Source organism: Aeromicrobium sp. EU05-FHT14F07, from assembly GCF_058790455.1.
Map to the genome: position 1 here is coordinate 49,898 of NZ_JBYTCR010000005.1, position 23,307 is coordinate 73,204.

General features: G+C 73.7%; 19 protein-coding genes. 15 read left to right on the forward strand and 4 right to left on the reverse strand.

What is annotated here, in order from left to right; genetic code table 11:
- The first annotated feature begins 81 nt into the window (after positions 1-81).
- From AC3WRM_RS06570 to dusB, 3 genes are all read left to right on the forward strand, one after another.
- Complete coding sequence (locus AC3WRM_RS06570) at positions 82-1,461, forward strand: glycine--tRNA ligase (RefSeq protein ID WP_492247715.1); 1,380 nt, start codon at positions 82-84, stop codon at positions 1,459-1,461.
- A gap of 25 nt (positions 1,462-1,486) precedes the next feature.
- On the forward strand, positions 1,487-2,113 hold the full coding sequence (locus AC3WRM_RS06575) for a hypothetical protein (RefSeq protein WP_492247716.1): 627 nt from the start codon (positions 1,487-1,489) through the stop codon (positions 2,111-2,113).
- A gap of 311 nt (positions 2,114-2,424) precedes the next feature.
- Complete coding sequence (gene dusB / locus AC3WRM_RS06580) at positions 2,425-3,639, forward strand: tRNA dihydrouridine synthase DusB (protein ID WP_492247717.1); 1,215 nt, start codon at positions 2,425-2,427, stop codon at positions 3,637-3,639.
- Here the strand turns inward: dusB and AC3WRM_RS06585 are convergent.
- A complete protein-coding gene (locus AC3WRM_RS06585; protein ID WP_492247718.1) occupies positions 3,580-5,034 on the reverse strand; it encodes a PH domain-containing protein in 1,455 nt (484 codons plus the stop codon). The genes dusB and AC3WRM_RS06585 overlap by 60 nt on opposite strands.
- Positions 5,021-5,533 carry a PH domain-containing protein gene (locus AC3WRM_RS06590; protein WP_492247719.1) on the reverse strand — a complete coding sequence of 171 codons (513 nt, stop codon included), beginning with the start codon at positions 5,531-5,533 and terminating at the stop codon, positions 5,021-5,023. The genes AC3WRM_RS06585 and AC3WRM_RS06590 overlap by 14 nt, the downstream gene beginning before the upstream one ends.
- Positions 5,534-5,681: 148 nt before the next feature.
- On the opposite strand from AC3WRM_RS06590, the gene AC3WRM_RS06595 reads away from it, so the two are divergent.
- The 4 genes from AC3WRM_RS06595 to AC3WRM_RS06610 all read left to right on the forward strand — a co-directional run bounded on the left by AC3WRM_RS06595 (position 5,682) and on the right by AC3WRM_RS06610 (position 10,726).
- Positions 5,682-5,882 carry a hypothetical protein gene (locus AC3WRM_RS06595; RefSeq protein WP_492247720.1) on the forward strand — a complete coding sequence of 67 codons (201 nt, stop codon included), beginning with the start codon at positions 5,682-5,684 and terminating at the stop codon, positions 5,880-5,882.
- A gap of 65 nt (positions 5,883-5,947) precedes the next feature.
- Positions 5,948-9,547 carry a chromosome segregation protein SMC gene (smc, locus tag AC3WRM_RS06600; RefSeq protein ID WP_492247721.1) on the forward strand — a complete coding sequence of 1,200 codons (3,600 nt, stop codon included), beginning with the start codon at positions 5,948-5,950 and terminating at the stop codon, positions 9,545-9,547.
- Positions 9,544-9,993, forward strand: a complete 450-nt coding sequence (locus AC3WRM_RS06605) for an acyl-CoA thioesterase (protein ID WP_492247722.1) — start codon at positions 9,544-9,546, stop codon at positions 9,991-9,993. Before smc ends, AC3WRM_RS06605 begins: the two co-directional genes overlap by 4 nt.
- A gap of 40 nt (positions 9,994-10,033) precedes the next feature.
- Positions 10,034-10,726 (forward strand): DUF4241 domain-containing protein, encoded by a 693-nt coding sequence (locus tag AC3WRM_RS06610; RefSeq protein WP_492247723.1) that lies wholly within the window; start codon positions 10,034-10,036, stop codon positions 10,724-10,726.
- A gap of 7 nt (positions 10,727-10,733) precedes the next feature.
- Here the strand turns inward: AC3WRM_RS06610 and AC3WRM_RS06615 are convergent, their stop codons facing one another.
- Positions 10,734-11,630 (reverse strand): M56 family metallopeptidase, encoded by an 897-nt coding sequence (locus tag AC3WRM_RS06615; protein ID WP_492247724.1) that lies wholly within the window; start codon positions 11,628-11,630, stop codon positions 10,734-10,736.
- A complete protein-coding gene (locus AC3WRM_RS06620) occupies positions 11,627-12,013 on the reverse strand; it encodes a BlaI/MecI/CopY family transcriptional regulator (protein ID WP_492247725.1) in 387 nt (128 codons plus the stop codon). The genes AC3WRM_RS06615 and AC3WRM_RS06620 overlap by 4 nt, the downstream gene beginning before the upstream one ends.
- Positions 12,014-12,127: 114 nt before the next feature.
- On the opposite strand from AC3WRM_RS06620, the gene AC3WRM_RS06625 reads away from it, so the two are divergent.
- The 8 genes from AC3WRM_RS06625 to AC3WRM_RS06660 all read left to right on the forward strand — a co-directional run bounded on the left by AC3WRM_RS06625 (position 12,128) and on the right by AC3WRM_RS06660 (position 23,226).
- Positions 12,128-13,555 carry a cytochrome ubiquinol oxidase subunit I gene (locus tag AC3WRM_RS06625; RefSeq protein WP_492247726.1) on the forward strand — a complete coding sequence of 476 codons (1,428 nt, stop codon included), beginning with the start codon at positions 12,128-12,130 and terminating at the stop codon, positions 13,553-13,555.
- A 31-nt stretch (positions 13,556-13,586) separates the two neighbouring features.
- Positions 13,587-14,603 (forward strand): cytochrome d ubiquinol oxidase subunit II, encoded by a 1,017-nt coding sequence (gene cydB, locus AC3WRM_RS06630; protein ID WP_492247727.1) that lies wholly within the window; start codon positions 13,587-13,589, stop codon positions 14,601-14,603.
- A 28-nt stretch (positions 14,604-14,631) separates the two neighbouring features.
- Complete coding sequence (cydD, locus tag AC3WRM_RS06635; protein ID WP_492247728.1) at positions 14,632-16,281, forward strand: thiol reductant ABC exporter subunit CydD; 1,650 nt, start codon at positions 14,632-14,634, stop codon at positions 16,279-16,281.
- The gene (gene cydC / locus AC3WRM_RS06640; protein ID WP_492247729.1) at positions 16,278-17,900 is read left to right on the forward strand and encodes a thiol reductant ABC exporter subunit CydC; all 1,623 of its coding nucleotides are present in this window, start codon (positions 16,278-16,280) and stop codon (positions 17,898-17,900) included. Before cydD ends, cydC begins: the two co-directional genes overlap by 4 nt.
- Positions 17,897-19,093, forward strand: a complete 1,197-nt coding sequence (gene ftsY / locus AC3WRM_RS06645; RefSeq protein ID WP_492247730.1) for a signal recognition particle-docking protein FtsY — start codon at positions 17,897-17,899, stop codon at positions 19,091-19,093. The genes cydC and ftsY overlap by 4 nt, the downstream gene beginning before the upstream one ends.
- A gap of 143 nt (positions 19,094-19,236) precedes the next feature.
- The gene (locus tag AC3WRM_RS06650) at positions 19,237-20,517 is read left to right on the forward strand and encodes an ammonium transporter (protein WP_492247731.1); all 1,281 of its coding nucleotides are present in this window, start codon (positions 19,237-19,239) and stop codon (positions 20,515-20,517) included.
- A 2-nt stretch (positions 20,518-20,519) separates the two neighbouring features.
- Positions 20,520-20,858, forward strand: coding sequence for a P-II family nitrogen regulator (locus AC3WRM_RS06655; protein WP_067856575.1), 339 nt, complete (start codon positions 20,520-20,522; stop codon positions 20,856-20,858).
- 88 nt (positions 20,859-20,946) lie between these two features.
- Positions 20,947-23,226 (forward strand): [protein-PII] uridylyltransferase, encoded by a 2,280-nt coding sequence (locus tag AC3WRM_RS06660; protein ID WP_492247732.1) that lies wholly within the window; start codon positions 20,947-20,949, stop codon positions 23,224-23,226.
- The last annotated feature ends 81 nt before the right edge of the window (positions 23,227-23,307 follow it).

Genomic DNA, 23,307 nt, shown 5'->3' on the forward strand with positions numbered 1-23,307 from the left:
CGCTGGTCGTCCACCGGGAGCGCACGGCCACGGACGTGCGCACGACCCGCCGACACCCAGCCGGAAACGGAGCGCCTCACCATGGCCACGAGCCTGATCGACACCGTCATCTCCCTGTGCAAGCGACGGGGGTTCGTCTACCAGTCCGGCGAGATCTACGGCGGGACGCGCTCGGCCTGGGACTACGGGCCGCTCGGCGTCGAGCTGAAGGAGAACATCAAGCGTCAGTGGTGGCGCTCGATGGTGCAGAGCCGCGACGACGTCGTCGGCCTCGACTCCTCCGTGATCCTGCCGCGCCCCGTCTGGGAGGCCTCCGGCCACGTCGACGTGTTCACCGACCCGCTCGTGGAGTCCACGAAGACCCACAAGCGCTACCGCGCCGACCACCTGTGGGAGGCGTTCGAGGCCAAGCACGGCCGCGAGCCGGAGAGCTGGGACGAGGTGCCGGACCCCGACACCGGCGAGCGCGGCCACTGGACCGAGCCGCGCGCCTTCTCGGGCCTCATGAAGACCTACCTGGGCCCCGTCGACAGCGAGGAGGGCCTGCACTACCTCCGCCCCGAGACCGCCCAGGGCATCTTCGTGAACTTCGCCCAGGTGCTGACCACCTCGCGCAAGAAGCCGCCGTTCGGCATCGCGCAGATCGGCAAGAGCTTCCGCAACGAGATCACGCCGGGCAACTTCATCTTCCGCACGCGCGAGTTCGAGCAGATGGAGATGGAGTTCTTCGTCAAGCCCGGCACCGACGAGCAGTGGCACGAGGAGTGGCTGGCCACCCGCATGGCCTGGTACACCGACCTCGGCGTGGACCCCGCGAACCTGCGCTTCTACGAGCACGCGCAGGAGAAGCTGTCGCACTACTCCAAGCGCACCGTCGACATCGAGTACCGCTTCCAGTTCCAGGGCTCGGAGTGGGGCGAGCTCGAGGGCATCGCCAACCGCACCGACTACGACCTCAGCACCCACGCGAAGCACTCCGGCAAGGACCTGTCCTACTTCGACCAGGCGACGGGCGAGCGGTACACGCCGTACGTCATCGAGCCCGCGGCCGGCGTCAACCGCTCGATGATGGCCTTCCTGGTCGACGCCTACGCCGAGGACGAGGCGCCCAACACCAAGGGCGGCGTCGACAAGCGCACCGTGCTGCGGCTCGACCCGCGGCTCGCGCCGGCCAAGGCGGCGGTGCTGCCGCTGTCACGCAACGAGCAGCTGTCGCCGACGGCCAAGGGCCTGGCGCAGGAGCTGCGCGGCTTCTGGAACGTGGAGTTCGACGACGCGGCCGCGATCGGCAAGCGGTACCGCCGCCAGGACGAGATCGGCACGCCGTTCTGCATCACGGTCGACTTCGACACCCTCGAGGACCAGGCCGTCACGATCCGCGACCGCGACACCATGCAGCAGGAGCGGGTCGGCCTGACCCAGGTGCGCGAGTGGCTCGCGGCGCGTCTGCCGGGCTGCTGAACCGCCCGCGGTCCACAATCAGGGCGTGAGCCCGCACCCGGCACCTGGACCCCGCCGCACGACCCTCCCGGTCGCCGCGCGGGCCTCGGTGCTGGGCGCGCTCGTCCTCACCCTGGGCCTGTCCGGGTGCTCGCGGTCCGACGACGCGTCGCAGGCGGCTCCGTCGCCGAAGGGCTTCGACGTGCCGGACGGCGTCACGCTGACCGACCCGGGCAGCACGCTCGACGTCGGCGACGAGGGCACGGTCGTGATCGACCTCGGCGACGGGGCGGCGAGCGCCGTGACCGTCACGGTCGAGAAGGTCCGCCGCGGGTCCATCAAGGACTTCCGGTTCTTCACGCTGGACGAGCAGAGTAGTGACGCCACGCCCTACTACGTGGACGCGACGGTGCGCAACGACGGCCCCGCCGGTCTCGGCGGGTCGTCGCTGCCGCTGCTCGCGCACGCGGATGACGACGTCGTCTACCCCGCCAGCGAGCTCGTGGGGCGGTTCCGGCCGTGCCCGTCGTCGGCGTTGCCGAAGCGCTTCCTCGCGGGGGCCAGCGCCGACCTGTGCTTCATCTACCTGCTGCCGCGGGGGACGTCGCTGCGGTCGGTCGACCTCCAGCCGGGCGACGCCGCGTCGGCCGTCCGCTGGCGCCCGAAGGGCTGAACGGCGGTCCGTCGACCCTCGAGCGAATGTTCTTTCTCGTTCTCAGAATGTTCTTTCCGCGCTGAGGTTCCGTGACCCGTCCGCCCGGGTAAGGATGGACGCGGCCCCGTGCTGTGCGGGGCAGCCTCCCCACGGCGCCACGGCCGAGGCGGCGCCGGACGTCTCTCCCATGCGTCCGGCCGGACGTCGCCCGGTCGGACCGGACCGAGCCTCTCCCGCTCGGGCCGCGCCGGTCGTGGGGAGCGCACCAGGGCCGGTGCCCGACGACGGTCGGGCGCCGGCCCTGCGTGCGTCTGGGACACTGGTCGACGATGACCACGACCACCACCACGACCACCCCGGGGGCGTCCACCACCGCGAAGGGCACGCAGGGCGCGACCGACGTCCTCCGCGCGCGTCCGCTGCGCCTCGGCGACCTCGAGGTCGAGGTCCCGGTGGTGCTCGCGCCGATGGCGGGCGTCACGAACGTCGCCTTCCGCCGGCTGTGCGCGGAGCAGGGAGCCGGGCTGTACGTCTGCGAGATGATCACCTCGCGCGGGCTGGTCGAGGGTGACGCGACGAGCCTGTCGATGCTGACGTTCGCTGACAACGAGTCCGTGCGCTCGGTGCAGCTCTACGGTGTCGACCCCGACGTGATGGGCCGTGCCGTGGAGGTGCTGTGCGCCGACCACGGCGTCGAGCACGTCGACCTCAACTTCGGCTGCCCGGTGCCCAAGATCACCCGCAAGGGCGGGGGAGCGGCGCTGCCGTGGAAGGCGAACCTGCTCGGTCGCATCCTGGAGTCCACCGTGGCGGCCGCGCAGCCGTACGGCGTCCCCGTGACCATGAAGACGCGCCTCGGCATCGACGAGGACCACCTGACCTACCTCGACGCGGGGCACATCGCCGAGGACACCGGCTGTGCGGCGATCGCCCTGCACGCGCGCACCGCCGCCCAGCACTACTCCGGCCACGCGCGCTGGGAGACCATCGGCGAGCTGAAGGCGGCCGTCTCGATCCCGGTCCTCGGCAACGGCGACGTCTGGGAGGCTGACGACGCCGTCCGCATGATGCGGAGCACCGGCTGCGACGGTGTCGTGGTCGGACGCGGGTGCCTGGGCCGGCCCTGGCTGTTCCGCGACCTCGCCGCGGCGCTCGGGCCGTCGCCCGACGCGTCGGGGCCCGTGCTCCCGACCCTCGGCGAGGTCACCGCCGTGATGCGACGCCACGCGGAGCTCCTGGGCGACTGGCTCGGCGAGGAGCGGGGCTGCGTGGAGTTCCGCAAGCACGTCGCGTGGTACCTCAAGGGCTTCCCGGCGGGGTCGCGCGTGCGCAGCGAGCTCGGCGGGGTGTCCTCCTACGCCGCCCTCGACGCGCTGCTGGCCGACCTCGACCCCGACGAGCCCTACCCGGTGGCCGAGCTGGGCACCCCCCGGGGCCGTCAGGGCAGTCCGCGCACGGTGGCCCTCCCGGACGGCTGGCTCAGCTCACGGGATCTCGTCGGCACCGTCGACGTCGGCGCCGAGGACGCGTCCAGCGGGGGCTGACCCCGCGACCGTCTGCGCCCGCTCGTCCCGCGCCACCTCGACGGCGCTGAGCAGGACCTCGCGTGCCCGTGCCGCCTCGACGTGGTGCACGTCGACGTCGACCGGTCCGTCGGGAGTGTGCAGCTCGACGCTGGCGAGGCTGCGCAGCCTCTGGAGCGGTCCCTGGCGCAGGGCGAAGGACTGCACCTTGGCCAGTGGTGCGTGGCTGGTGCGTCGCTGCAGCCAGCCGGTGGAGGAGGAGGCGCGACGCGGGGCCAAGGACAGTGATCGGAAGCGCCAGCCGACCGGCGAGAACGGCCACGAACGCCGACTCGCCCGGACCGTGACGACCTCGGCGTCCGGGCCGCCGTCCCGCACGAGCTCGGCCACGAGCGCCGCGGCGAGCGCCCGGTCGGCGATCGGCAGCAGCGTCGTGTCCAGGGCGCCGTCGTCGGAGCCCGCCCGCCCGGCCACGTCGACCTCGAGCCGGCACCACCCGAGACGTCGCCAGAGGACGGGCTCCACGACGGCCACGCCCTGGACCCGGGCGTAGGGGATGGTCTGCGCGGTCAGCGAGAGCAGCCCGCGCTCGATGCGCAGCCCGTGCGGTGTGCGCCAGAGGACGAACCCCCACTCGGCCACTACGCGGCGCACGACCACCGACCCGGCCCACGAGAGCGCGGGCAGCACGCCGCCGAGCACCAGCAGCGGTGCGCCGAACCCGAGGGTGGAGAGCAGGATGGCACCCAGCGCAGCGAGCGCCAGCAGCAGGTCGAGGCTGAGCAGTGCACCGAGCAGCGTGCGATCAGGTGTGACACGGGTGATCAGCTCGCCGGCGTCGAGCTCGTCGTCGACGGAGTGGTCCCCGTCGGGGCGGTCGAGAGCCGCGCCGGGCACCCCGTGGGCCTGACGCAGCAGCAGACGGCGTACCGCCCGGGCCTCGTCGAGGGGCAGGAACCGCACGGCAAGCCGCGACTCGTCGCCGCCCGCCAGGTCGACGCGGACCTCCGCCAGGCCGACCATCCGGGCGAGCAGGGGTTCCACGACATCGACGGACTGGATGCGCTCGAACGCAGCCCGACGCGACCGGCGGGTGAGGACACCGCTGTCGATGCGCAGCTCCGCGTCGTCGATGACGAAGCGGGTGAACCACCAGGAGAGGAACCCGAGCACCTCCCCGACCACCAGCCCGCCGCCGGCGATGACCAGCAGTCCCAGCCACCACGGGCCGTCGGGCACGACTTCTTCCTTGAGCGACGGCAGGTTGGCGGCGATGATGACCACCCCGGCCCACATGGCTCCCTGCACCGCGCCGCTCAACGGGTGGGTCCGTCGTCCGCGCCGAAGCTGCGCGGCGTCCGTCCTGTCCGGGGGCGTGGCCTCGCTCGGGTCGGGGGTGAGCTCAGACGCCGGCATCGTGGGCCCGTCCCAGGTCGGTCAGCCGGTCGCGCAGACGGCGTGCCTCCTCCGCAGGCAGCCCCGGGATCTCGGCCGCCGTCTGCGTACTGGCCGTGTTCAGCGTGACGTGCGCGATGCCGAGGCGCTGCTCCACGGGGCCTGCCTCCACGTCGACGAACTGCACCCGGCCGTACGGCACGACGACGAGCCGGCGGAACATGACGCCCGAGGTGACGAGCAGGTCGTCCTCGGACTCCGACCAGCCCCACGACCGCCGGTTGCGGTCGGCCCACCACCACGTCCAGAACGACCCGACGAGCAGGGCGCCGGCCACGACGGACATGAGCACGGTCCAGCCGAGTGCGACCGGCCAGGACGGGCTCGTGGCCGCTGCAGCGCCGGCCAGCGCGGCGAGGCCCAGCAGGGGCAGGGTGATGGTGAGTCGACGGTGGGTGGTGAGCGCCGGTGAGACAGGTGTCCACGGTTCGTCGGCCGGCCGGAAGAGTGATGCGTCCACGCCGGTCACTGTAGGACGGGCTGCCGGTAACCTGTTTGACCGGCCGCGGTCGACGGTGGGACACTGTGAGACGCAGCCGCCCGCTGCACCACCCGTCCCGCCGCCCGGCACCTGCGCCGGAGCCGCGATCTCCTGCGGAGGAACATCCATGGCCAAGGCCCTCGTCGGATTCGTCGGTGGACCCACCGTCGACCAGCTGCACGAGACCGCCCGACTCCGACGTCGGGTCGCGGACCTCGAGGCCGAGGTGCTGCGCCTCAACGTCGAGAACGACGGCCTGCTGCGCACCCTCGCCGAGCGTGTCGACCAGGTCACCGCCGGCGACCTGCTCGAGCCGCTCTCGCACTGAGTCCCCGCGCGGGGACACCGCCGCGCGTCGGCGGGCCTGCCGCGCCGACGCACTAGGGTGAGCGCGTGTACCTGAAGAGCCTCACGCTGCGCGGCTTCAAGTCGTTCGCGTCCAGCACCACGCTCGAGCTGGAGCCCGGCATCACCTGCGTCGTGGGGCCGAACGGCTCCGGCAAGTCCAACGTCGTCGACGCCCTCGCCTGGGTCATGGGCGAGCAGGGCGCGAAGTCGCTGCGCGGCGGCAAGATGGAGGACGTCATCTTCGCGGGCACGTCGGGGCGCCCGCCGCTGGGTCGGGCCGAGGTGGTCCTCACCATCGACAACACCGACGGCGCCCTGCCCATCGAGTACAGCGAGGTCACGATCTCGCGCACGATGTTCCGCAACGGCGGCTCCGAGTACGCCATCAACGGCACCAGCTGCCGTCTGCTCGACGTGCAGGAGCTGCTGAGCGACTCGGGCATCGGTCGCGAGATGCACGTCATCGTCGGCCAGGGCCAGCTCGACTCCGTGCTGCGCGCGACGCCGGAGGACCGGCGCGGCTTCGTCGAGGAGGCGGCCGGGGTCCTCAAGCACCGCAAGCGCAAGGAGAAGGCGCTGCGCAAGCTCGACGCGACGCAGGGCAACCTCACGCGGCTGCAGGACGTGCTGACCGAGCTGCGCCGCCAGCTGAAGCCGCTCGGCCGCCAGGCCGAGGTGGCCCGCCGGGCGGTCACCATCCAGGCCGACGTCCGCGACGCCCGCGCCCGGCTGCTGGCCGACGACATCGTCACGGCCCGCACGACGATCGCGGAGGAGATGGCCGACGAGGCGGCGCTCAAGGAGCGTCGGGCCGCCGTCGAGCACGCCGTGGCCGCCGCACGCCAGCAGGAGACCGAGCTCGAGGACCGCCTGCGCGAGGACTCGCCCGCGCTGTCGGCCGCCCAGGAGACCTGGTACGCCCTGTCGGGCCTGCGGGAGCGGCTGCGCGGCACGTCCGGCCTCGCCACCGAGCGGGTGCGCCTGGCCGCGGTGGAGTCCGACGACCGGCCGACCGGCCGCGACCCGGAGGAGCTGGAGGCCGAGGCGCGTCGCGTCGAGGAGCAGCACCGTGCCATGACGACCTCGGTGGAGGAGGCGCGCGCCGCCCTGGAGGCCGTCGTGGCCGAGCGCACCGAGGCCGAGGCCACGTACGGCGAGGAGGAGCGGCGCGTCGCCGGTCTCCTGCGGGCGGCGGCCGACCGTCGCGAGGGCCTCGCCCGGCTGCGCGGCCAGGTCAACGCGCTCAAGAGCCGTGCTGAGGCCGCCGACGCCGAGGTCGAGCGGCTCGGTGCCGCCCGCGACGAGGCGCTGCGCCGCGCCGAGGAGGCGCAGAAGGCGTTCGCGGCCCGCGAGGGCGAGATCGCCGGCCTGAGCCAGGGCGAGTCGGGGCTCGACGAGGAGCTGGAGGCCGCCGAGGCGGTGCTGGCCGACGTCGAGGGCCGCGCCCGGGAGCTGCAGGTGGCGGAGCAGGACGCGTCACGCCGCCAGGCGGCGCTCGCCGCGCGCGTCGAGGCGCTCGAGACCGGCCTGGCCCGCAAGGACGGCGCCGGCGCACTGCTGGCCGCCTCGGACGAGATCAGCGGCCTGCTGGGGTCGGTGGCGGCGCTGCTCACCGTGCGGCCCGGGTTCGAGGCCGCCATCGCCTCGGCCCTCGGATCCGCCGCGGACGCGGTCGCGGTCGACCACGTCGACACCGCCGTCACCGCCATGGAGCTGCTCAAGTCCGAGGACCTCGGCCGCGCCGGTCTTCTGCTCGGTGGCGAGGCCGACGTCGACGACCGCGACTGGCCGGGTCTGCCCGAGGGCGCGACCTACGCGGTCGACGTCGTCGAGCCGCCTGCCACGCTCGTCGCCGCGCTGCGGCGGCTGCTCTTCAAGGTGGCCGTGGTCGACGACCTCGCAGCGGCACGTGCCCTGGTGGCCCAGGCCTCCGACGTGACCGCGGTGACCCGTGACGGCGACGTGCTGGGGGCGCACTTCGCCTCCGGCGGGTCGACGTCGCAGCAGAGCCTGCTCGAGGTGCAGGCGGCGATCGACCAGGCGCGTGAGGAGCTCGAGACGGCCGAGCGCACGCTGGAGACGCTGCGCTTCGACGGCCAGCGCGTGGCGCAGGAGCGGACCGCCGCCAAGGCGAGGGTCGACGCCGCGCTGGAACGCCTGCACGAGTCGGACGCGGAGATGTCGGCGGTCGCGGAGTCCCTCGGCCAGCTGGGGTCCACGGCGCGTGCCGCGAAGGGCGAGGCCGAGCGCCTGACGGCCGCGATCGCCGCGGCGCAGGAGGCCCACGAGCGCGACCTGGGCGGCCTGGCCGACCTGGAGGTGCGCCTGGCGCAGGCGGAGGAGGCTCCGGACGAGGAGCCCGACACGTCGGCGCTCGAGGAGCTGGCCGACCGTGCGTCCACGGCGCGTCGGGCCGAGACCGACGCCCGGCTCGTCCTGCGGACCAACGAGGAGCGTGCTCGTGCGCTCGAGGGCCAGGCGACGGCGCTGGTGGCGTCGGCCGCCGCGGAGCGCGAGGCCCGGATCCAGGCCCGGCTGCGGCGTGAGCAGCAGCTGCGCGAGGCCGAGACGGCGCGTGCGGTGCTCGCGGTCGGCGACGTCGCGCTCGCCCGCCTCGAGACGACGCTCGCCGAGGCGGCGGCGCTGCGCTCGAGCATCGAGCAGTCGCGCACCGGTCGCGAGAGCGAGCTGCGCGAGGTGCGGGCCCGGCTGCGCAGCCTGTCCGAGGAGCTGCAGGGACTCACCACGTCGGTGCACCGTGACGAGATGGCGCGGGCCGAGCAGCGGCTGCGGCTCGAGGCGCTCGAGGCGCGTGCGCTGGAGGAGCTCGGCATCGAGGTCGAGGCGCTGGTCGCGGAGTACGGTCCCGACCAGCTCGTGCCGCCGCCCGCCCCCGACGTGCAGCAGAGCGCCGAGGAGGGCAGCCCCGCCCACGAGAGCCCCGAGGAGGACGCCGAGGAGGAGTCCGCCGGTCGCCCCTTCGACCGGGCCGAGCAGACGAGACGACTGCGTGCGGCCGAGCGGGCCATGGCCATGCTCGGCAAGGTCAACCCGCTCGCGCTGGAGGAGTTCTCGGCGCTCGAGGAGCGCCACCAGTTCCTGTCCGAGCAGCTCGACGACCTCAAGCGCACCCGACAGGACCTGCTCGACATCGTCGCCGACGTCGACGAGCGGGTGCAGCAGGTGTTCAGCGAGGCGTGGGTCGACGTGTCCGCGGCGTTCGAGGACGTGTTCTCGCGCCTGTTCCCGGGCGGCGAGGGGCGTCTCCTGCTCACCGACCCCGACGACATGCTGACGACCGGCATCGACGTCGAGGCGCGTCCGCCGGGCAAGAAGGTGAAGCGGCTGTCGCTGCTGTCCGGTGGTGAGCGCTCGCTCGTCGCCGTCGCGTTCCTGGTGGCCCTGTTCAAGGCCCGGCCGAGCCCGTTCTACATCCTCGACGAGGTCGAGGCCGCGCTCGACGACACGAACCTGGGTCGCCTGCTGGAGATCTACGAGGAGCTGCGCGCGAACTCCCAGCTCATCGTCATCACCCACCAGAAGCGGACGATGGAGGTCGGCGACGCGCTCTACGGCGTCTCGATGCGCGGCGACGGCGTCACGACCGTCATCAGCCAGCGGCTGCGCGAGGACGAGACCGCGTGACCGTGCAGGAGCACGCCGAGCCCCGCCGCGGCGACTTCCCGGTGCTGCGCCGCATCACGACGCGGTGGGCGGACGAGGACGTGTACGGGCACGTCAACAACGTCGTGTACTACTCCTACTTCGACACCGCGGTGAACGGCTACCTCATCGAGCGGGCCCAGGAGCTGGGCGGCGCCGACCCGCGCACGCTCGACGCCTACGGCGTGGTGGCCGAGACGGGGTGCCGCTTCCTGCGCGAGCTGCGCTTCCCGGCCGACGTGGAGGCGGGGCTGCGGGTGACGCGGCTCGGCACGTCCAGCGTCGTCTACGAGATCGGCCTGTTCCAGGGCGAGTCCGACGCGCCGGCCGCGGTCGGGCGGTTCGTCCACGTGTACGTCGCGGGCGCCGACCGGACGGTCACCCCCGTGCCCGACCTCGTGCGGGCCGCCCTCGCCCCGCTCACCTGACCCTGGCGCGACGCCGGCTGCTCCTGGCAGGCTGGACGCCATGGACCTCCAGCACTTCCACGCCCTGCGCACCGGTGTCGTCGAGACCGACGAGGGCCCGCGGACCCTGGACGTGCAGCGACTCGGAGTGCTGCGGCTGCCGAGCGGGCGGCTCGAGGTGAGCGACTCCCTGGTGAACCTGGGGGAGGGCGTGCTGGTCGACGTGCCCGCGGGCGACCACCCGGTGGCGATGACCCTGGCCGACGTCTCCGACGCGCAGGACGGCTCGCACGTGCGTGTGGCCTACCTGTCGCTCGTGCTGGCGGAGGGCGAGCCCGCGGTCGTGGAGCGAGCGGCCGCGCGGGACGTCCCCGTCGACGCGGGCGTGGTCGGGTTTGCCGACGCCGCGAGCGTCGAGCGGGGCATGCCCGAGGACCGCTCGACCTGGTACGACGAGGTCTTCGAGGGCTGGATCGACCTGCTGCACTACCCGGACGACGGCGTCCACCGCCACGGCATCGACGTCGTGCTGCCCCGCGCGACCGCGGGCGAGAACGTCGTGCTGTCGAGCTCGGGGTGGGGCGACGGCGTCTACCGTGTCTGGCGGACGCTGGCCGCCGACGGCTCGCTGCTGGGTGTGCACGTCGACCTCGACGTGGTCGACGTGCAGGACGACGAGCCGGTGCCGGCGGCGACGCCCGAGGCGTCGGAGCGGCGCACGGGCGGCTTGTTGCGCCGGCTGTTCCGCCGCTGAGCGCACCTCAGCGGGTGAGCAGCACCTCGACGGCGTGGTAGAGCCACGGCACCGCCACGAAGACCGTCGGCACGACGAGGACGACGGCCGAGACGACGCCGGACGCGACGGCCGAGGCGCGACGCGCGCGAGGTGAGGCGGGGTCGCGCAGCCGTTCGAGGCGCACGAGCGCGTCGCTGCCGGCCCCCAGGGCACCGGCCGGCGTGGAGCCGCCCGCGAGCGCGACGATCGCGCGGGCGAGAGGACGGTCGCCCGTGATCCGACGGGCGGCGTCGTCGGCCATGAGCTCGACCATGACCTGGCTCTGACGCAGCGGCGCGTCGGTGCGCAGGACGCGGGGGAACGCCCGATGCAGGACGCCGAACGCCTCGAGCACGAGGTCGTGCCGCGTGCGCACGTGCGAGCGCTCGTGCTCGAGCACCGCCTGCAGCGCCTCGTCGTCGAGCGAGGCCACCGCACCGCTGGAGATGACGACGCGGGGGTCGCGCAGCCGGGGGATGCAGTAGGCCACCGGCGTCTGCTCGGCCAGCACGCGCACGGCGGGCAGGGCACCGTGCGGCTCGCCCAGCAGGTCGACGAGCTCGCGGTGCCGGGCGCGGCGCTGCGACGTCTCGCTCCACACGTGCCAGGCGGCCCACCAGAAGCGTGCCCAGACCAGGACGCCGATGCCCATGATCAGCACGTGCAGCACCACGCGCCACGGGGCGGGGTCCGGGTCGGTCACGAGCCAGAGCGCGGTGGAGAGCGCCGCCCCGGAGATGGCGAGGACCGCCGCGAGGGCGAGCGATTGCCACAGCACGATGCCGGCAGCGGGCGCGAGCCGGGGCCACGCCGCGTGCGAGAGCAGCGCGGGGACCGGAAGGGCCAGCGCGAGGCCGATCGCGCCGAGCAGCAGGGGCGTCATGGCGTGCCCGGCGCCTCGATCTCCTCCAGCGCCGCGCGCAGCGCCGCGGCCTCGGCCGGGTCGACCGTGCGCGCGAAGTGCACGAGGGCGGCGGTGCGGTCGCCCGAGCTGTCGAGCGTGGCGTTCAGGAGCTCGGCCGTGGCGGCCTCGCGCGAGAGCGCCGCCGTGTACCGGAACGCGCGACCGTCGCGCTCCCGGCTCACCATCTCCTTGGCGCCCAGCCGGTCGAGCACCGTCATGACGGTCGTGTAGGCGAGGTCGGCGGAACCGCCCGCCTCGAGCTGCTCCTGCACCTCGCGGACGGTCAGGGCGCTGGAGGCGCGCCAGAGGACGTCCATGACGGAGCGCTCGAGGGAGCCGAGGGAGCGGGAGGACGGGGCCATGTGACCTAATCTACTACGCCATGTAGGAGTTCGGCTTGCCGGGACGACACGACAAGTCCTACGCTCGGTAGTAGTTACTACGGCACGTAGTAGTTCACGCAGCGGAGGCGTCGCATGGAAGCGCTCGACATCGCCCGGTGGCAGTTCGGCATCACGACCGTCTACCACTTCTTCTTCGTCCCGGTCACGATCGGGCTGGTCTTCCTCGTCGCCATGCTGCAGACCGCGTGGCACCGCACGGGGAACGAGAAGTACCTCCGGCTCACGCGCTTCTACGGCAAGCTCTTCCTCATCAACTTCGCGCTCGGCATCGCGACGGGCATCGTCCAGGAGTTCCAGTTCGGCATGAACTGGAGCGACTACTCACGGTTCGTCGGCGACGTCTTCGGGGCGCCGCTGGCCATCGAGGGCCTTCTGGCGTTCTTCCTCGAGTCGACCTTCCTCGGCCTCTGGATCTTCGGCTGGGACCGGCTCAGGCCGGCGGTGCACCTGGCCTGCATCTGGCTCGCGGCGATCGGCACCGTGCTGTCGGCCTACTTCATCCTGGCCGCCAACTCGTTCATGCAGAACCCGGTCGGCTACCGCATGAACGAGGAGTCCGGCCGGGCCGAGCTCACGGACTTCTGGGCGGTGATGACCAACAAGGTCGTGCTCGTGACCTTCCCGCACACGATCTTCGCGTGCTTCATGGTCGGCGGTGCCGTGGTCGCCGGCGTCGGGCTCTGGCAGATGCTCCGGGGCGCGCGCCGCGACGACGAGGAGGAGCGCGAGGCGTTCCGCACCGCCGTGCGCCTGGGTGCCGTCGTGCTGCTCGTCGCCGGCGCCGGGACGATGGTCTCCGGCGACTTCCAGGGCAAGGTCATGACCGAGGTCCAGCCGATGAAGATGGCGGCCGCGGAGGGACTCTACGAGGACGAGGCGCCCGCGTCGTTCTCGCTGCTGACCGTCGGCACCCTGGACGGCAGCGAGCCGCTGTTCGAGGTCAAGATCCCGCGGCTGCTCTCGTTCCTGGGCACCGGCACCTGGGACGGCGAGGTCCGCGGGATCGACTCCCTCCAGGCGGAGTACGAGCAGCGGTTCGGACCCGGCGACTACGCCCCGAACATCCCGGTCACCTACTGGACGTTTCGCGCGATGATCACCGCGGGCGGGCTCGCGATGGTCGGTGGCGCCTGGATGCTCTGGGCCACCCGACGACGGCGCCTGCCGTCGCTCGCCACGTGGGAGGGTCGCTGGCTGCTCCGCACCGCCGTCGTCCTGCCGTTCCTGCCGCTCGCGGCGAGCTCGTTCGGGTGGATCTTCACCGAGATGGGTCGCCAGCCCTGGGTCGTGTTCGGGCTCATGGAGACGTCCGCCGGCGTGTCGCCGGGCGTCAGCGCGGGTGAGGCGCTCACGACGCTCGTGGGCTTCGCCGCGCTCTACGCGGCGCTCGCCGTCGTGGAGTTCCGCCTCCTGCTCACCTACATCCGCAAGGGTCTGCCGGACGCCGACCCGCCCGAGCTCGTCGACGACCCGGACGCCCCGCTCGCGTTCGCCTACTGACCCGCCCCACCACCTGCACCAGGAGACCGTCATGGAGCTCACCACCGTCTGGTTCGTGCTCATCGCCGTGCTGTGGATCGGCTACCTCGTGCTCGAGGGCTTCGACTTCGGCGTCGGCATGCTCACCGCTGTGCTGGCGCGCGACGAGAAGGAGCGGCGCGTGCTGCTCAACACCATCGGCCCGGTGTGGGACGGCAACGAGGTGTGGCTCATCGTCGCCGGCGGCGCCACGTTCGCGGCGTTCCCGGAGTGGTACGCCACGCTGTTCAGCGGCTTCTACCTGCCCCTCTTCGTCATCCTCGTCGCGCTCATCCTGCGCATCGTCGCGCTGGAGTACCGGAGCAAGCGCCCCGCGATGGTCTGGAAGCGTCGCTGCGACGTCGGCATCCTCATCGGATCGGTGGTGCCCGCGGTGCTGTGGGGCGTCGCGCTGGCCAACCTGGTCCGCGGCGTGCCGATCGACGCCGACAAGGAGTTCGTCGGCTCTGTCGTGGACCTGCTGAATCCCTACGCGCTGCTCGGTGGCCTCGTCACGCTCAGCGTGTTCCTCGTGCACGGTGCCGTCTTCGTCGGGCTGAAGACGGTCGGCGACATCCGGGAGCGGGCGCGCGTCCTGGCCCTGCGGGTCGGGGTCGTCGCGGCGGTGCTGGCCACGGTGTTCGTCGTCTGGACGGCAGGTCGTGACGGGGACGCCGTCGTCTGGGCGGCCGGCGCCGTGGCCGTCGCGTGCTTCGCCGTCGGTCTCGCGGCCGCCTCGGCCCGCCGCGAGGGCTGGGCCTTCGTCGGCACCGCCCTGTCCATCGCCGCCGTGGTCGTCATGCTCTTCACGGCACTGTTCCCCGACGTCATGGTCTCCTCGCTCGACCCGGCCTGGAGCCTGACGACGACGAACGCGGCGTCGACGCCGTACACGCTGACCATCATGACGTGGGTCGCGGCGGCCTTCACGCCCCTGGTCGTCGGCTACCAGGCGTGGTCCTACTGGGTGTTCCGGCGGCGGATCGGGACGCACCACATCCCCGACGACGTCCTCGCCCCCACCTCCTGAGCGCGCTCGAGAACGGGACGCTGCGGACATGAGACCCCTGGACCCCCGGCTGCTGCGCCGGTCCCGACCCGTGCGGCGCTTCCTCGTCGCCACCGTGCTGCTCGGTCTGGCGGCCGCGGTCGCCGTCGTCGGGCAGGCCTGGCTCCTCTCGGCCACGGTCGTCGCCCTCGTCGACGGCGTCACGCCGACCTCCCTCGCCGCGACCGCCGTGGCGCTCGCGGGGGTCGTGGCCGCGCGCGGCGTGCTCGCGTGGGCCCAGGCGACCACGGGCACCCGCGCCGCGGCGGCGGTCAAGGCCGGGCTGCGCCACGACCTCGTCGACGCGGTGCTCGACCAGCGGCGCACCGGCCCCGCGCCGTCGAGCGCACGCGTCGCCACGCTGCTCGACACCGGCCTGGACGCCCTCGACGGCTACGTGGCCCGGTTCCTGCCGCAGGTGGTGCTCACCGCGCTCGTCCCCGGGGCCGTGGTGCTCACGCTGCTGGCCGTCGACCCGCTCTCGGCTCTCATCGTGGTGCTGACGCTGCCGCTCGTCGTGACCTTCCTGGTGCTCGTCGGCATGGTCACGCGAGACCGGCTCGACGGTCGCTGGGCCGAGCTGCAGCGGCTCGGTCGACACTTCTCGGACGTGCTCGCCGGTCTGACCGTGCTGACCGGCTTCGGCCGCGACTCGGGGCGCGGGCTCCGTGAGGTGGGGGAGCGGCACCGTCGCGCGACCATGACCTCGCTGCGCACCGCGTTCCTGTCGTCGTTCGTGCTCGAGCTCTTCTCGACGCTGTCCGTCGCGCTCGTGGCGGTCGCCGCCGGGCTGCGGCTCGTGACCGGCGACCTCGACCTCGCGACCGGGCTGCTCGTCATCGTGCTCGCCCCGGAGGCGTACCTGCCGCTGCGTCGGCTCGGCACGCTCTTCCACGACAGCACCCAGGGCCTGGCGGCGGCCGACGAGGCGCTCACGCTCCTCGACGGAGAGCGACGGACGGGCCACCTGCTGGTGCACGGTCCGGCGCCGGTCGAGGTGCGCGACCTGGTCGTCGTCCACCCCGGGCGTGAGCAGCCCGCCCTGACGCTGCCCGGACTCACGCTGGAGCCCGGCGAGTTCCTCGCCGTGACGGGGCCGTCCGGTGCCGGCAAGTCGACGCTGCTCGCCGTGCTGCTCGGCTTCGCGCTGCCGACGAGCGGCTCGGTCCGCGTCGGCGGCATGCCCGTCGCCGAGCTCGACCCGGATGAGTGGCGGCGGCAGGTGGCCTGGGTCCCGCAGGACCCCCACCTGCTCGCCGGGACCGTCGCGGACAACGTCCGGCTCGGCCACCCGGCCGCCTCGGACGAGGCGGTGCGCTCGGCGCTCGTCGACGCCGGCGCGGCCGACCTCGCGCCCGGGCGCGAGGTCGGTGAGCAGGGGCAGGCGCTGTCGGCGGGGGAGCGGCGCCGCGTCGCGGTCGCGCGGGCCCTGCTGAGGGTGCGCGACGGCGGAGCGTGGCTCGTGCTGATGGACGAGCCGACCGCCGGTCTCGACGCGGAGCGCGAGAGCACGGTGCTGGGCACGCTCTGCCGCCTGCAGGAGTCGGGCGACGTGACGGTGCTCGTCGTGGCCCACCGTGCGGAGACGGTGGCGGCCGCGTCGCGGGAGCTCCGCGTCGCCCGTCCGGTCGGCGCCACGGTGGGCGAGGTGGCACCGTGAGCCGCCGGTCGCGGGTGCTGGCGTCGTCGCGCACGCGGCTGGCCGCCGGCGGCGCGCTCGGCGTGCTCGCGCAGCTGAGCTCGCTCGGCCTGCTGCTCACGTCGGGGTGGCTCGTCGTCCGAGCGGCGGAGCAGCCGCCGGTGCTCTACCTCATCGTCGCCGTCACGTCGGTGCGGATGTTCGGGGTCGCCCGCGCCGCGCTGCGCTACGCCGAGCGGCTGCTGACCCACGACGCCGCCCTCGCCCGGGGCATCGACCACCGGGTGCGGTCCTACGAGGGGCTCGCCCGGGTGATGCCGACGGCCGGTGCCACGCGTCGCGGCGAGGTCGTCCGCACGGTCGTCGCCGACGTGGAGGCGCTGCAGGACGGTCTGCTCCGCCTGCGGCTGCCGTGGGTGTCGGCGCTCGTCACGTGCGCGGTCACGGTCGCCGTCGTCGCGCTGGTGCTGCCCGCGGCGGGCGTGGCGCTCGCCGGGTACGCCGCGGTCGCGCTGCTGGCGGCACGTCTCCTCGTCCCGCGCCTGGCCGGCGCCGAGGACCGCGCACCGACGGAGCTCTCGCCCGACGTGACCGAGCTCGTGCTGGCCGCGCCCGACCTGGTCGCGTACGGGTCGGCCCGCGGCCGTGACGTCCGCGCGCACGCTGCCGTCGACGCGCTCGCCCGCCAGGACCGGCGACGCGCCTGGGCAGGGGGTCTCGGGTCGCTCGTGGTGCTCGTCTCCTGCGCCGGCTGCGTCCTCGCGACCGCCCTGCTCACGGCCGACGCGGGCCTCACCGGTCCGCTCGTCGGCGTGCTGCTCCTCGCGCCGGTGGGGCTGGTCGACGTGCTCGACGCCGTGGCGGAGGCCGAGCGGCTGCGACCACGGGTGCGGGCCGCGCGCGACCGGCTCGCCGCGCTGGAGGACGGTGCCGACCCGATGCCGGCACCGGTCGACGGTGCCTCCCTGCCCGACGGCTTCGCCCTGGAGCTCGACGACGTCGCGCTGGGCTGGGACACCGACCTCGTGGAGCACCTCACCGTGCACGTGCCCGAGGGGGCCCGGGTGGTCGTCACCGGTCCCAGCGGGTCGGGCAAGAGCACGCTCGCGGCCACGCTGTCACGGCTCGTCGCCGCCAGGAGCGGCACGGTGCGCCTGGGCGGCGTCGACCTGCTCGACCTCGACCGCGAGCGGGTGCGCGCCGTGGTCGGCTGGATGCAGCAGGACACCGTGCTGTTCGACACCACGGTGCGCGAGAACCTGCGCGTCGCCGATCCCCGCGCCGACGACGCCACGCTCTGGCGTGCGCTCGGCCGCGTGCGGCTCGCCGACACGGTCGCCTCGTGGTCCGATGGCCTCGACACCGTGCTCGGCGAGGGAGGCTCGCGCGTCTCCGGCGGGGAGCGGCAGCGGCTCGGCCTCGCCCGCATGCTCCTCGCGGGGCACCGCGTCCTCGTGCTGGACGAGCCGACCGAGCACCTCGACGCCGAGACGGCCCGGGCCCTGCTCGACGACGTCGACGCCCTGGCTCCCGAGCACACGGTCGTCGTCGTGTCGCACGCCCCCGAGGTCGTCGCCCGGTACCCGCAGCGGGTCGACCTGCAGCCCTCCCTGCACCGACGTCCTAGGGTGGTCCGGTGACCAACACCGAGCTGCTCGTCGCCCTCATCGCCGTCGCCGTCGTCGTCCTCGGTGGCGGGGCCGCCCTCCTCGTGCGCCGTGGTCGGGGCGAGCTCCCGCCCCCGCGCGACCTCGACGCGATCACCGAGGAGTACATCGAGCACCCCGAGCACCCGGAGCCCCACCTCCCGTCGGAGGACGAGGAGCCGCCGTTCGAGGAGGTGCCGGCCGACGAGAAGGACCGGTCGCCCGCGCCCACCCCCGCGGCACCGACGACCACCGTCGAGCGCCCCGAGCCGGCGCAGGGTCGCCTGGTGCGCCTGCGCGCGAGACTGGCCCGCTCCAACTCCTCGCTCGGCCGCGGGCTCCTGGCGGTGCTCGGTCGGGCCGACCTCGACGACGCCGCCTGGGAGGAGCTCGAGGACACGCTCCTCGCCGCCGACGTCGGTGTCGGGCCGACGACCGAGCTCGTCGACCGGCTCCGCACACGCGTCCGCGTCGAGGGCATCACCGACCCCGACGCCGCGCGCCAGGCGCTGCGCGAGGAGCTCGTCGCCCTCGTCGACCCCACGCTCGACCGCTCGCTCGCGCTGCGCGGACCGGAGGGCACGCCCGGCGTCGTGCTCGTCGTCGGCGTCAACGGCACCGGCAAGACCACGACGGTCGGCCGTCTCGCCCGCGTGCTCGTCGCCGAGGACCGCACCGTCGTGCTCGGCGCCGCCGACACCTTCCGCGCCGCCGCGGCCGACCAGCTCAGCACCTGGGGCCAGCGCGTCGGCGTCGACGTCGTGCGCGGCCCCGAGGGCGGCGACCCCGCCAGCGTCGGCTTCGACACCGTCAAGCAGGGCCTCGAGACCGGTGCCGACGTCGTCGTCATCGACACGGCCGGCCGCCTGCACACGAAGTCGGGCCTGATGGACGAGCTCGGCAAGGTCAAGCGCGTGGCCGAGAAGCAGGCACCCGTCACCGAGGTGCTGCTCGTCATCGACGCGACCACCGGCCAGAACGGGCTGCGCCAGGCGCAGGTCTTCGGCGAGGTCGTGGAGGTCACCGGCGTGGTGCTCACCAAGCTCGACGGCACGGCCAAGGGCGGCATCGTCGTGGCCGTCCAGCGCGAGCTCGGCGTCCCGGTCAAGTACGTCGGTCTCGGCGAGGGCGCCGACGACCTCGCGCCCTTCGACGCCGAGGAGTTCGTCGACGCGCTGCTGGCGTGAGCACGTAACACGTCCGTAACAGGGCGGACGAACTCGTGACCTGAGCGAAACGTGACGCTGCCGCGGAGGTAATCCCGCACGTCCATCGTGTGACCTGGCGCTGCCGGGAGGCGCGCCGTCCCATCACGTCTCACGGAGGTTCCATGGATACCGGCGACACCGCCTGGGTCTTGGCCAGCGCAGCCCTGGTGCTGCTCATGACGCCCGGGCTCGCGTTCTTCTACGGGGGCATGACGCGCGCGAAGAGCGTGCTCAACATGATGATGATGAGCTTCGCCGCGCTGGCCATCGTGCCGGTGCTGTGGGTGCTCTACGGCTACTCGTTCGCGTTCAGCCCCGGCGGCAACAGCCTCATCGGCGGCACCGAGCGGCTCGGGTTCCTCAACATCGGCGTGGACACCGCCTACGGCACGATCCCCGAGTTCGTGTTCGCCGGGTTCCAGCTGATGTTCGCCATCATCACCGTCGCCCTCATCAGCGGCGCGATCGCCGACCGTGCGAAGTTCGCCGGCTGGCTCGTCTTCGTGGTCGTGTGGGTCACCGTGGTCTACTTCCCCGTCGCGCACTGGGTCTTCGACTTCGGCGGCAGTGACGGCGAAGGGGGCGGCTGGATCGCCACCAAGCTCGAGGCCGTCGACTTCGCCGGTGGCACCGCGGTGCACATCAACGCCGGTGCGGCCGGTCTCGCGCTCGCCCTCGTGCTCGGCAAGCGCACCGGCTGGAAGCGTGACCCGATGCGTCCGCACAACCTGCCGTTCGTCCTGCTGGGCGCCGGCCTCCTCTGGTTCGGCTGGTTCGGCTTCAACGCCGGCTCCGCGCTCGGCGCGAACGGCCTCGCCGGTCTCGCCTTCGTCAACACCGCCGTCGCCACGGCCGGTGCGATCGTCGGCTGGCTCGCCTACGAGTTCGTCAAGGAGAAGAAGGGCACCAGCCTCGGTGCCGCGTCGGGTGCCGTCGCCGGCCTCGTCGCCATCACCCCCGCCGCCGGCGCGCTGTCGCCGTTCGGGTCGGTCATCCTCGGTCTCATCGCCGGCGTCGTCTGTGCGGCAGCGGTCGGCCTCAAGTGGAAGCTCGGCTTCGACGACTCGCTCGACGTGGTCGGCGTGCACCTCGTGGGCGGTCTGATCGGCACGATCCTCATCGGCTTCCTCGCCACGACGGCGCCCGGTGGCGGTGCGCCGGTGGACGGCCTCTTCTACGGTGGCAACGCCGACCTGCTCGGCAAGCAGGTGCTCGCCGCCGTCGTCGTCATGGTCTTCTCGTTCGTGCTCACGTACATCATCGGTAAGTTGATCGACATGACGATCGGCTTCCGGATCGACCCGGAGGACGAGGTCTCCGGCATCGACCAGGTCGAGCACCTCGAGTCCGCGTACGACTACACCGGTGGTTCCGGTGGTTCGCCCTTCAAGACGGGAGTCTGATGATGAAGCTCGTGACCGCGGTCATCAAGCCGCACAAGTGGGAAGAGGTCCGCGAGGCGCTCGCCTCCGCCGGCGTCGCCGGCATGACCGTCACCGAGGCCAGCGGCTACGGCCAGCAGAAGGGCCACACGGAGGTCTACCGCGGGGCGGAGTACGACGTGACCCTGGTGCCGAAGATCCGCCTGGAGGTCGTCGTCGACGCCGCCGACGTCGAGACGGTCGTCAGCACGATCACGGCAGCGGCCCAGACCGGCAAGATCGGCGACGGCAAGGTGTGGGTCGTCCCCGTGGACTCGGTGGTGCGGGTGCGCACCGGCGAGACCGACGAGGCCGCCCTCTGACGTCCCGCACGACCCCTCCGCAGCCCACGACCACGTCGGTCGTGGGCTGCGGTGCGTCCGGGGTGGTCCGGTGCGGCAGTCTGGTGCCGTGAACCACCCGCCCAGCACCGCTGCCGACCGGCGCCGCCGGGCCGACGACGCCGACCGCCTGGTCGCCGACGCGTTCGCCGCCGCGGTCGGCCCCGACCCGACGGGTCTGGTCGCCGTCGCGGTCGGGGGCTACGGGCGACGTGAGCTGTCGCCGTCGAGCGACCTCGACGTCGTGCTGCTCCACGACCCGGCCGTGCCCGAGGGCCGGGTGCGCGAGGTCGCCGAGGCGCTCTGGTACCCGCTGTGGGACGCGCGGATCCCGCTCGACCACTCCGTCCGCGACGCCATGCAGATGCGCGCCACCGCCGCGGAGGACCACCGTGCCGCCATGGGCATGCTCGACGCCCGCGCGGTGGCGGGCGACGCCGGCCTCGTCCTGGCGCTGCGGTCCCACGTGCTGGCCGACTGGCGTCGCGAGGCGCGGACCCGCGTGGAGGACCTGCGGGCCGGCCGTCACCAGCGGCTCGAGCGCTCGGGCTGGCTGGCCTACGCCGCGGTCCCCGACCTCAAGGAGTCCGGGGGAGGGCTACGTGACGGCGTCGACCTGCGCGCCCTCGTCGCCACCTGGCTCGTCGACGTGCCCCACGCGGAGGTGGAGGAGCTGCGCTCGGCCCTGCTCGACGTGCGCGACGCCCTGCACTCCACCACCGGACGCCGCACCGACCGGCTCCTGATGGAGGACGTGCCCGCGGTCGCCGAGGCCGTCGGCATGGAGCCCCAGGCCCTCGACCTGCACGTGCGTCACCTCGGGCGACGGATCGCGCACGTCGCCGACGTGACCTGGCGGCGGCTCGACGCGGTCCTCGCGCCCCGGGTCAGCCCGCGACCGCGCCCCGGCCTGCGACGCAGCGGTCCCGCGGTCGTGCAGGTCGACGCCGGCGTCGGGTGGCTCGGCGACGAGGTCGCGCTCACCGCCGACGCCGACCCCGGCCGCGACCCGGCCGTCGCGCTGCGAGCCGCGGCCGTCGCGGCCAGGGCCGGCCTGCCGTTCGCGGCCGGGACCGCCCAGCGCCTGGCCCGCGACCTGGGGTCCCTGGAGGAGCCGTGGCCGGCCGCCGCCCGCCGGCCCCTCGTCGACCTGCTCACCGCGGGGCACGGCCTCGTCGAGGTGTGGGACGAGCTCGACATCGCCGGCGTCGTCGACCACTGGCTGCCGGAGTGGGCCGACGTGCGGCTGCGCGGGTCGAGCTCGCCGGTGCACCGGTTCACGGTGGACCGGCACAGCATCGAGACGTGCGTGGTCGCCTCGACGTTGCGGCGCGACGTCGCGCGTCCCGACCTGCTCGCCGTCGCCGCGCTGCTGCACGACATCGGCAAGGGCAGGCCCGGCGACCACAGCGAGGTCGGCGCCCCGATGGCGGAGGCGGTCGCGCTGCGCTGGGGCTTCCCGCCCGCCGACGCCGCCGTGGTGGGCAGGCTCGTGCGCTGGCACCTCCTGCTCGGCACGGTCGCGACCCGCCGCGACATCGAGGACCCGGCGACGGCGGCGAACGTGGCCGAGATCGTCGGCGACACCGCGTTCCTCGACCTCCTGTCCAGCCTCACCCAGGCCGACGCGCGCTCGACCGGGCCCACGGCCTGGACCTCCTGGCGACGCGGTCTGATCGAGGGGCTCGTGGCCAAGACCCACCAGCACCTCGCGGGCCCGGCGCCCGCCACCACGTCGGAGGCGTACGAGGGCTGGCCGGCCGACCTCCCGTTCCCCTCCGTCGACGTCCTCGCGCGGGCGCGGGCCGGCGAGGTCGGGCTCGACGTCGTCGACCACCACGGCGGGTCGCTCGTCACGGTCGTCACCGCCGACCGCCCCGGGGTGATGGCCCTCATCGCGGGCGGGCTGGCGCTGCAGGGACTCGCCGTGCGCTCGGTGCGCGTGGTGACGCAGGACGACGCGGCCGTCTCGTTGTGGGAGGTGGCCCGGCCCGACCTCCTCGCCGGCGCGGTGCGCGAGCGCCTGCTGCCCGTCCTCTCCGGCGACGTCCCGCTCGAGCGGCGCATGACGCTGACGCCGGTCGAGGGGCTGCCCGCCCGCGTGCAGGTGCTGCCGGGCCTGTCGGAGTCGGCGACCCTCCTGGAGGTGCGCGCCGCGGACCGGCGCGGACTGGTGTGGACGGTCTGCGACGCGATCGCCGCGGTCGACTGCTCGATCCGGTCGGCCCACCTGTCGACCTACGGCGACGAGGCACGCGACGTCTTCTACGTCGTCGACGCCGACGGCGAGCCGCTCGACGAGGCCGCCACCCGTCGGCTGCACGAGGCGGTCGACGCGGCACTGGTCTGAGCGGCCTGGCCCGAGGAGGTTGGACTGGGGGCCGGTCGACCGGGGTCGTCGGCGTCGCCGGGCCCGCTCGGTAGGCTGGAG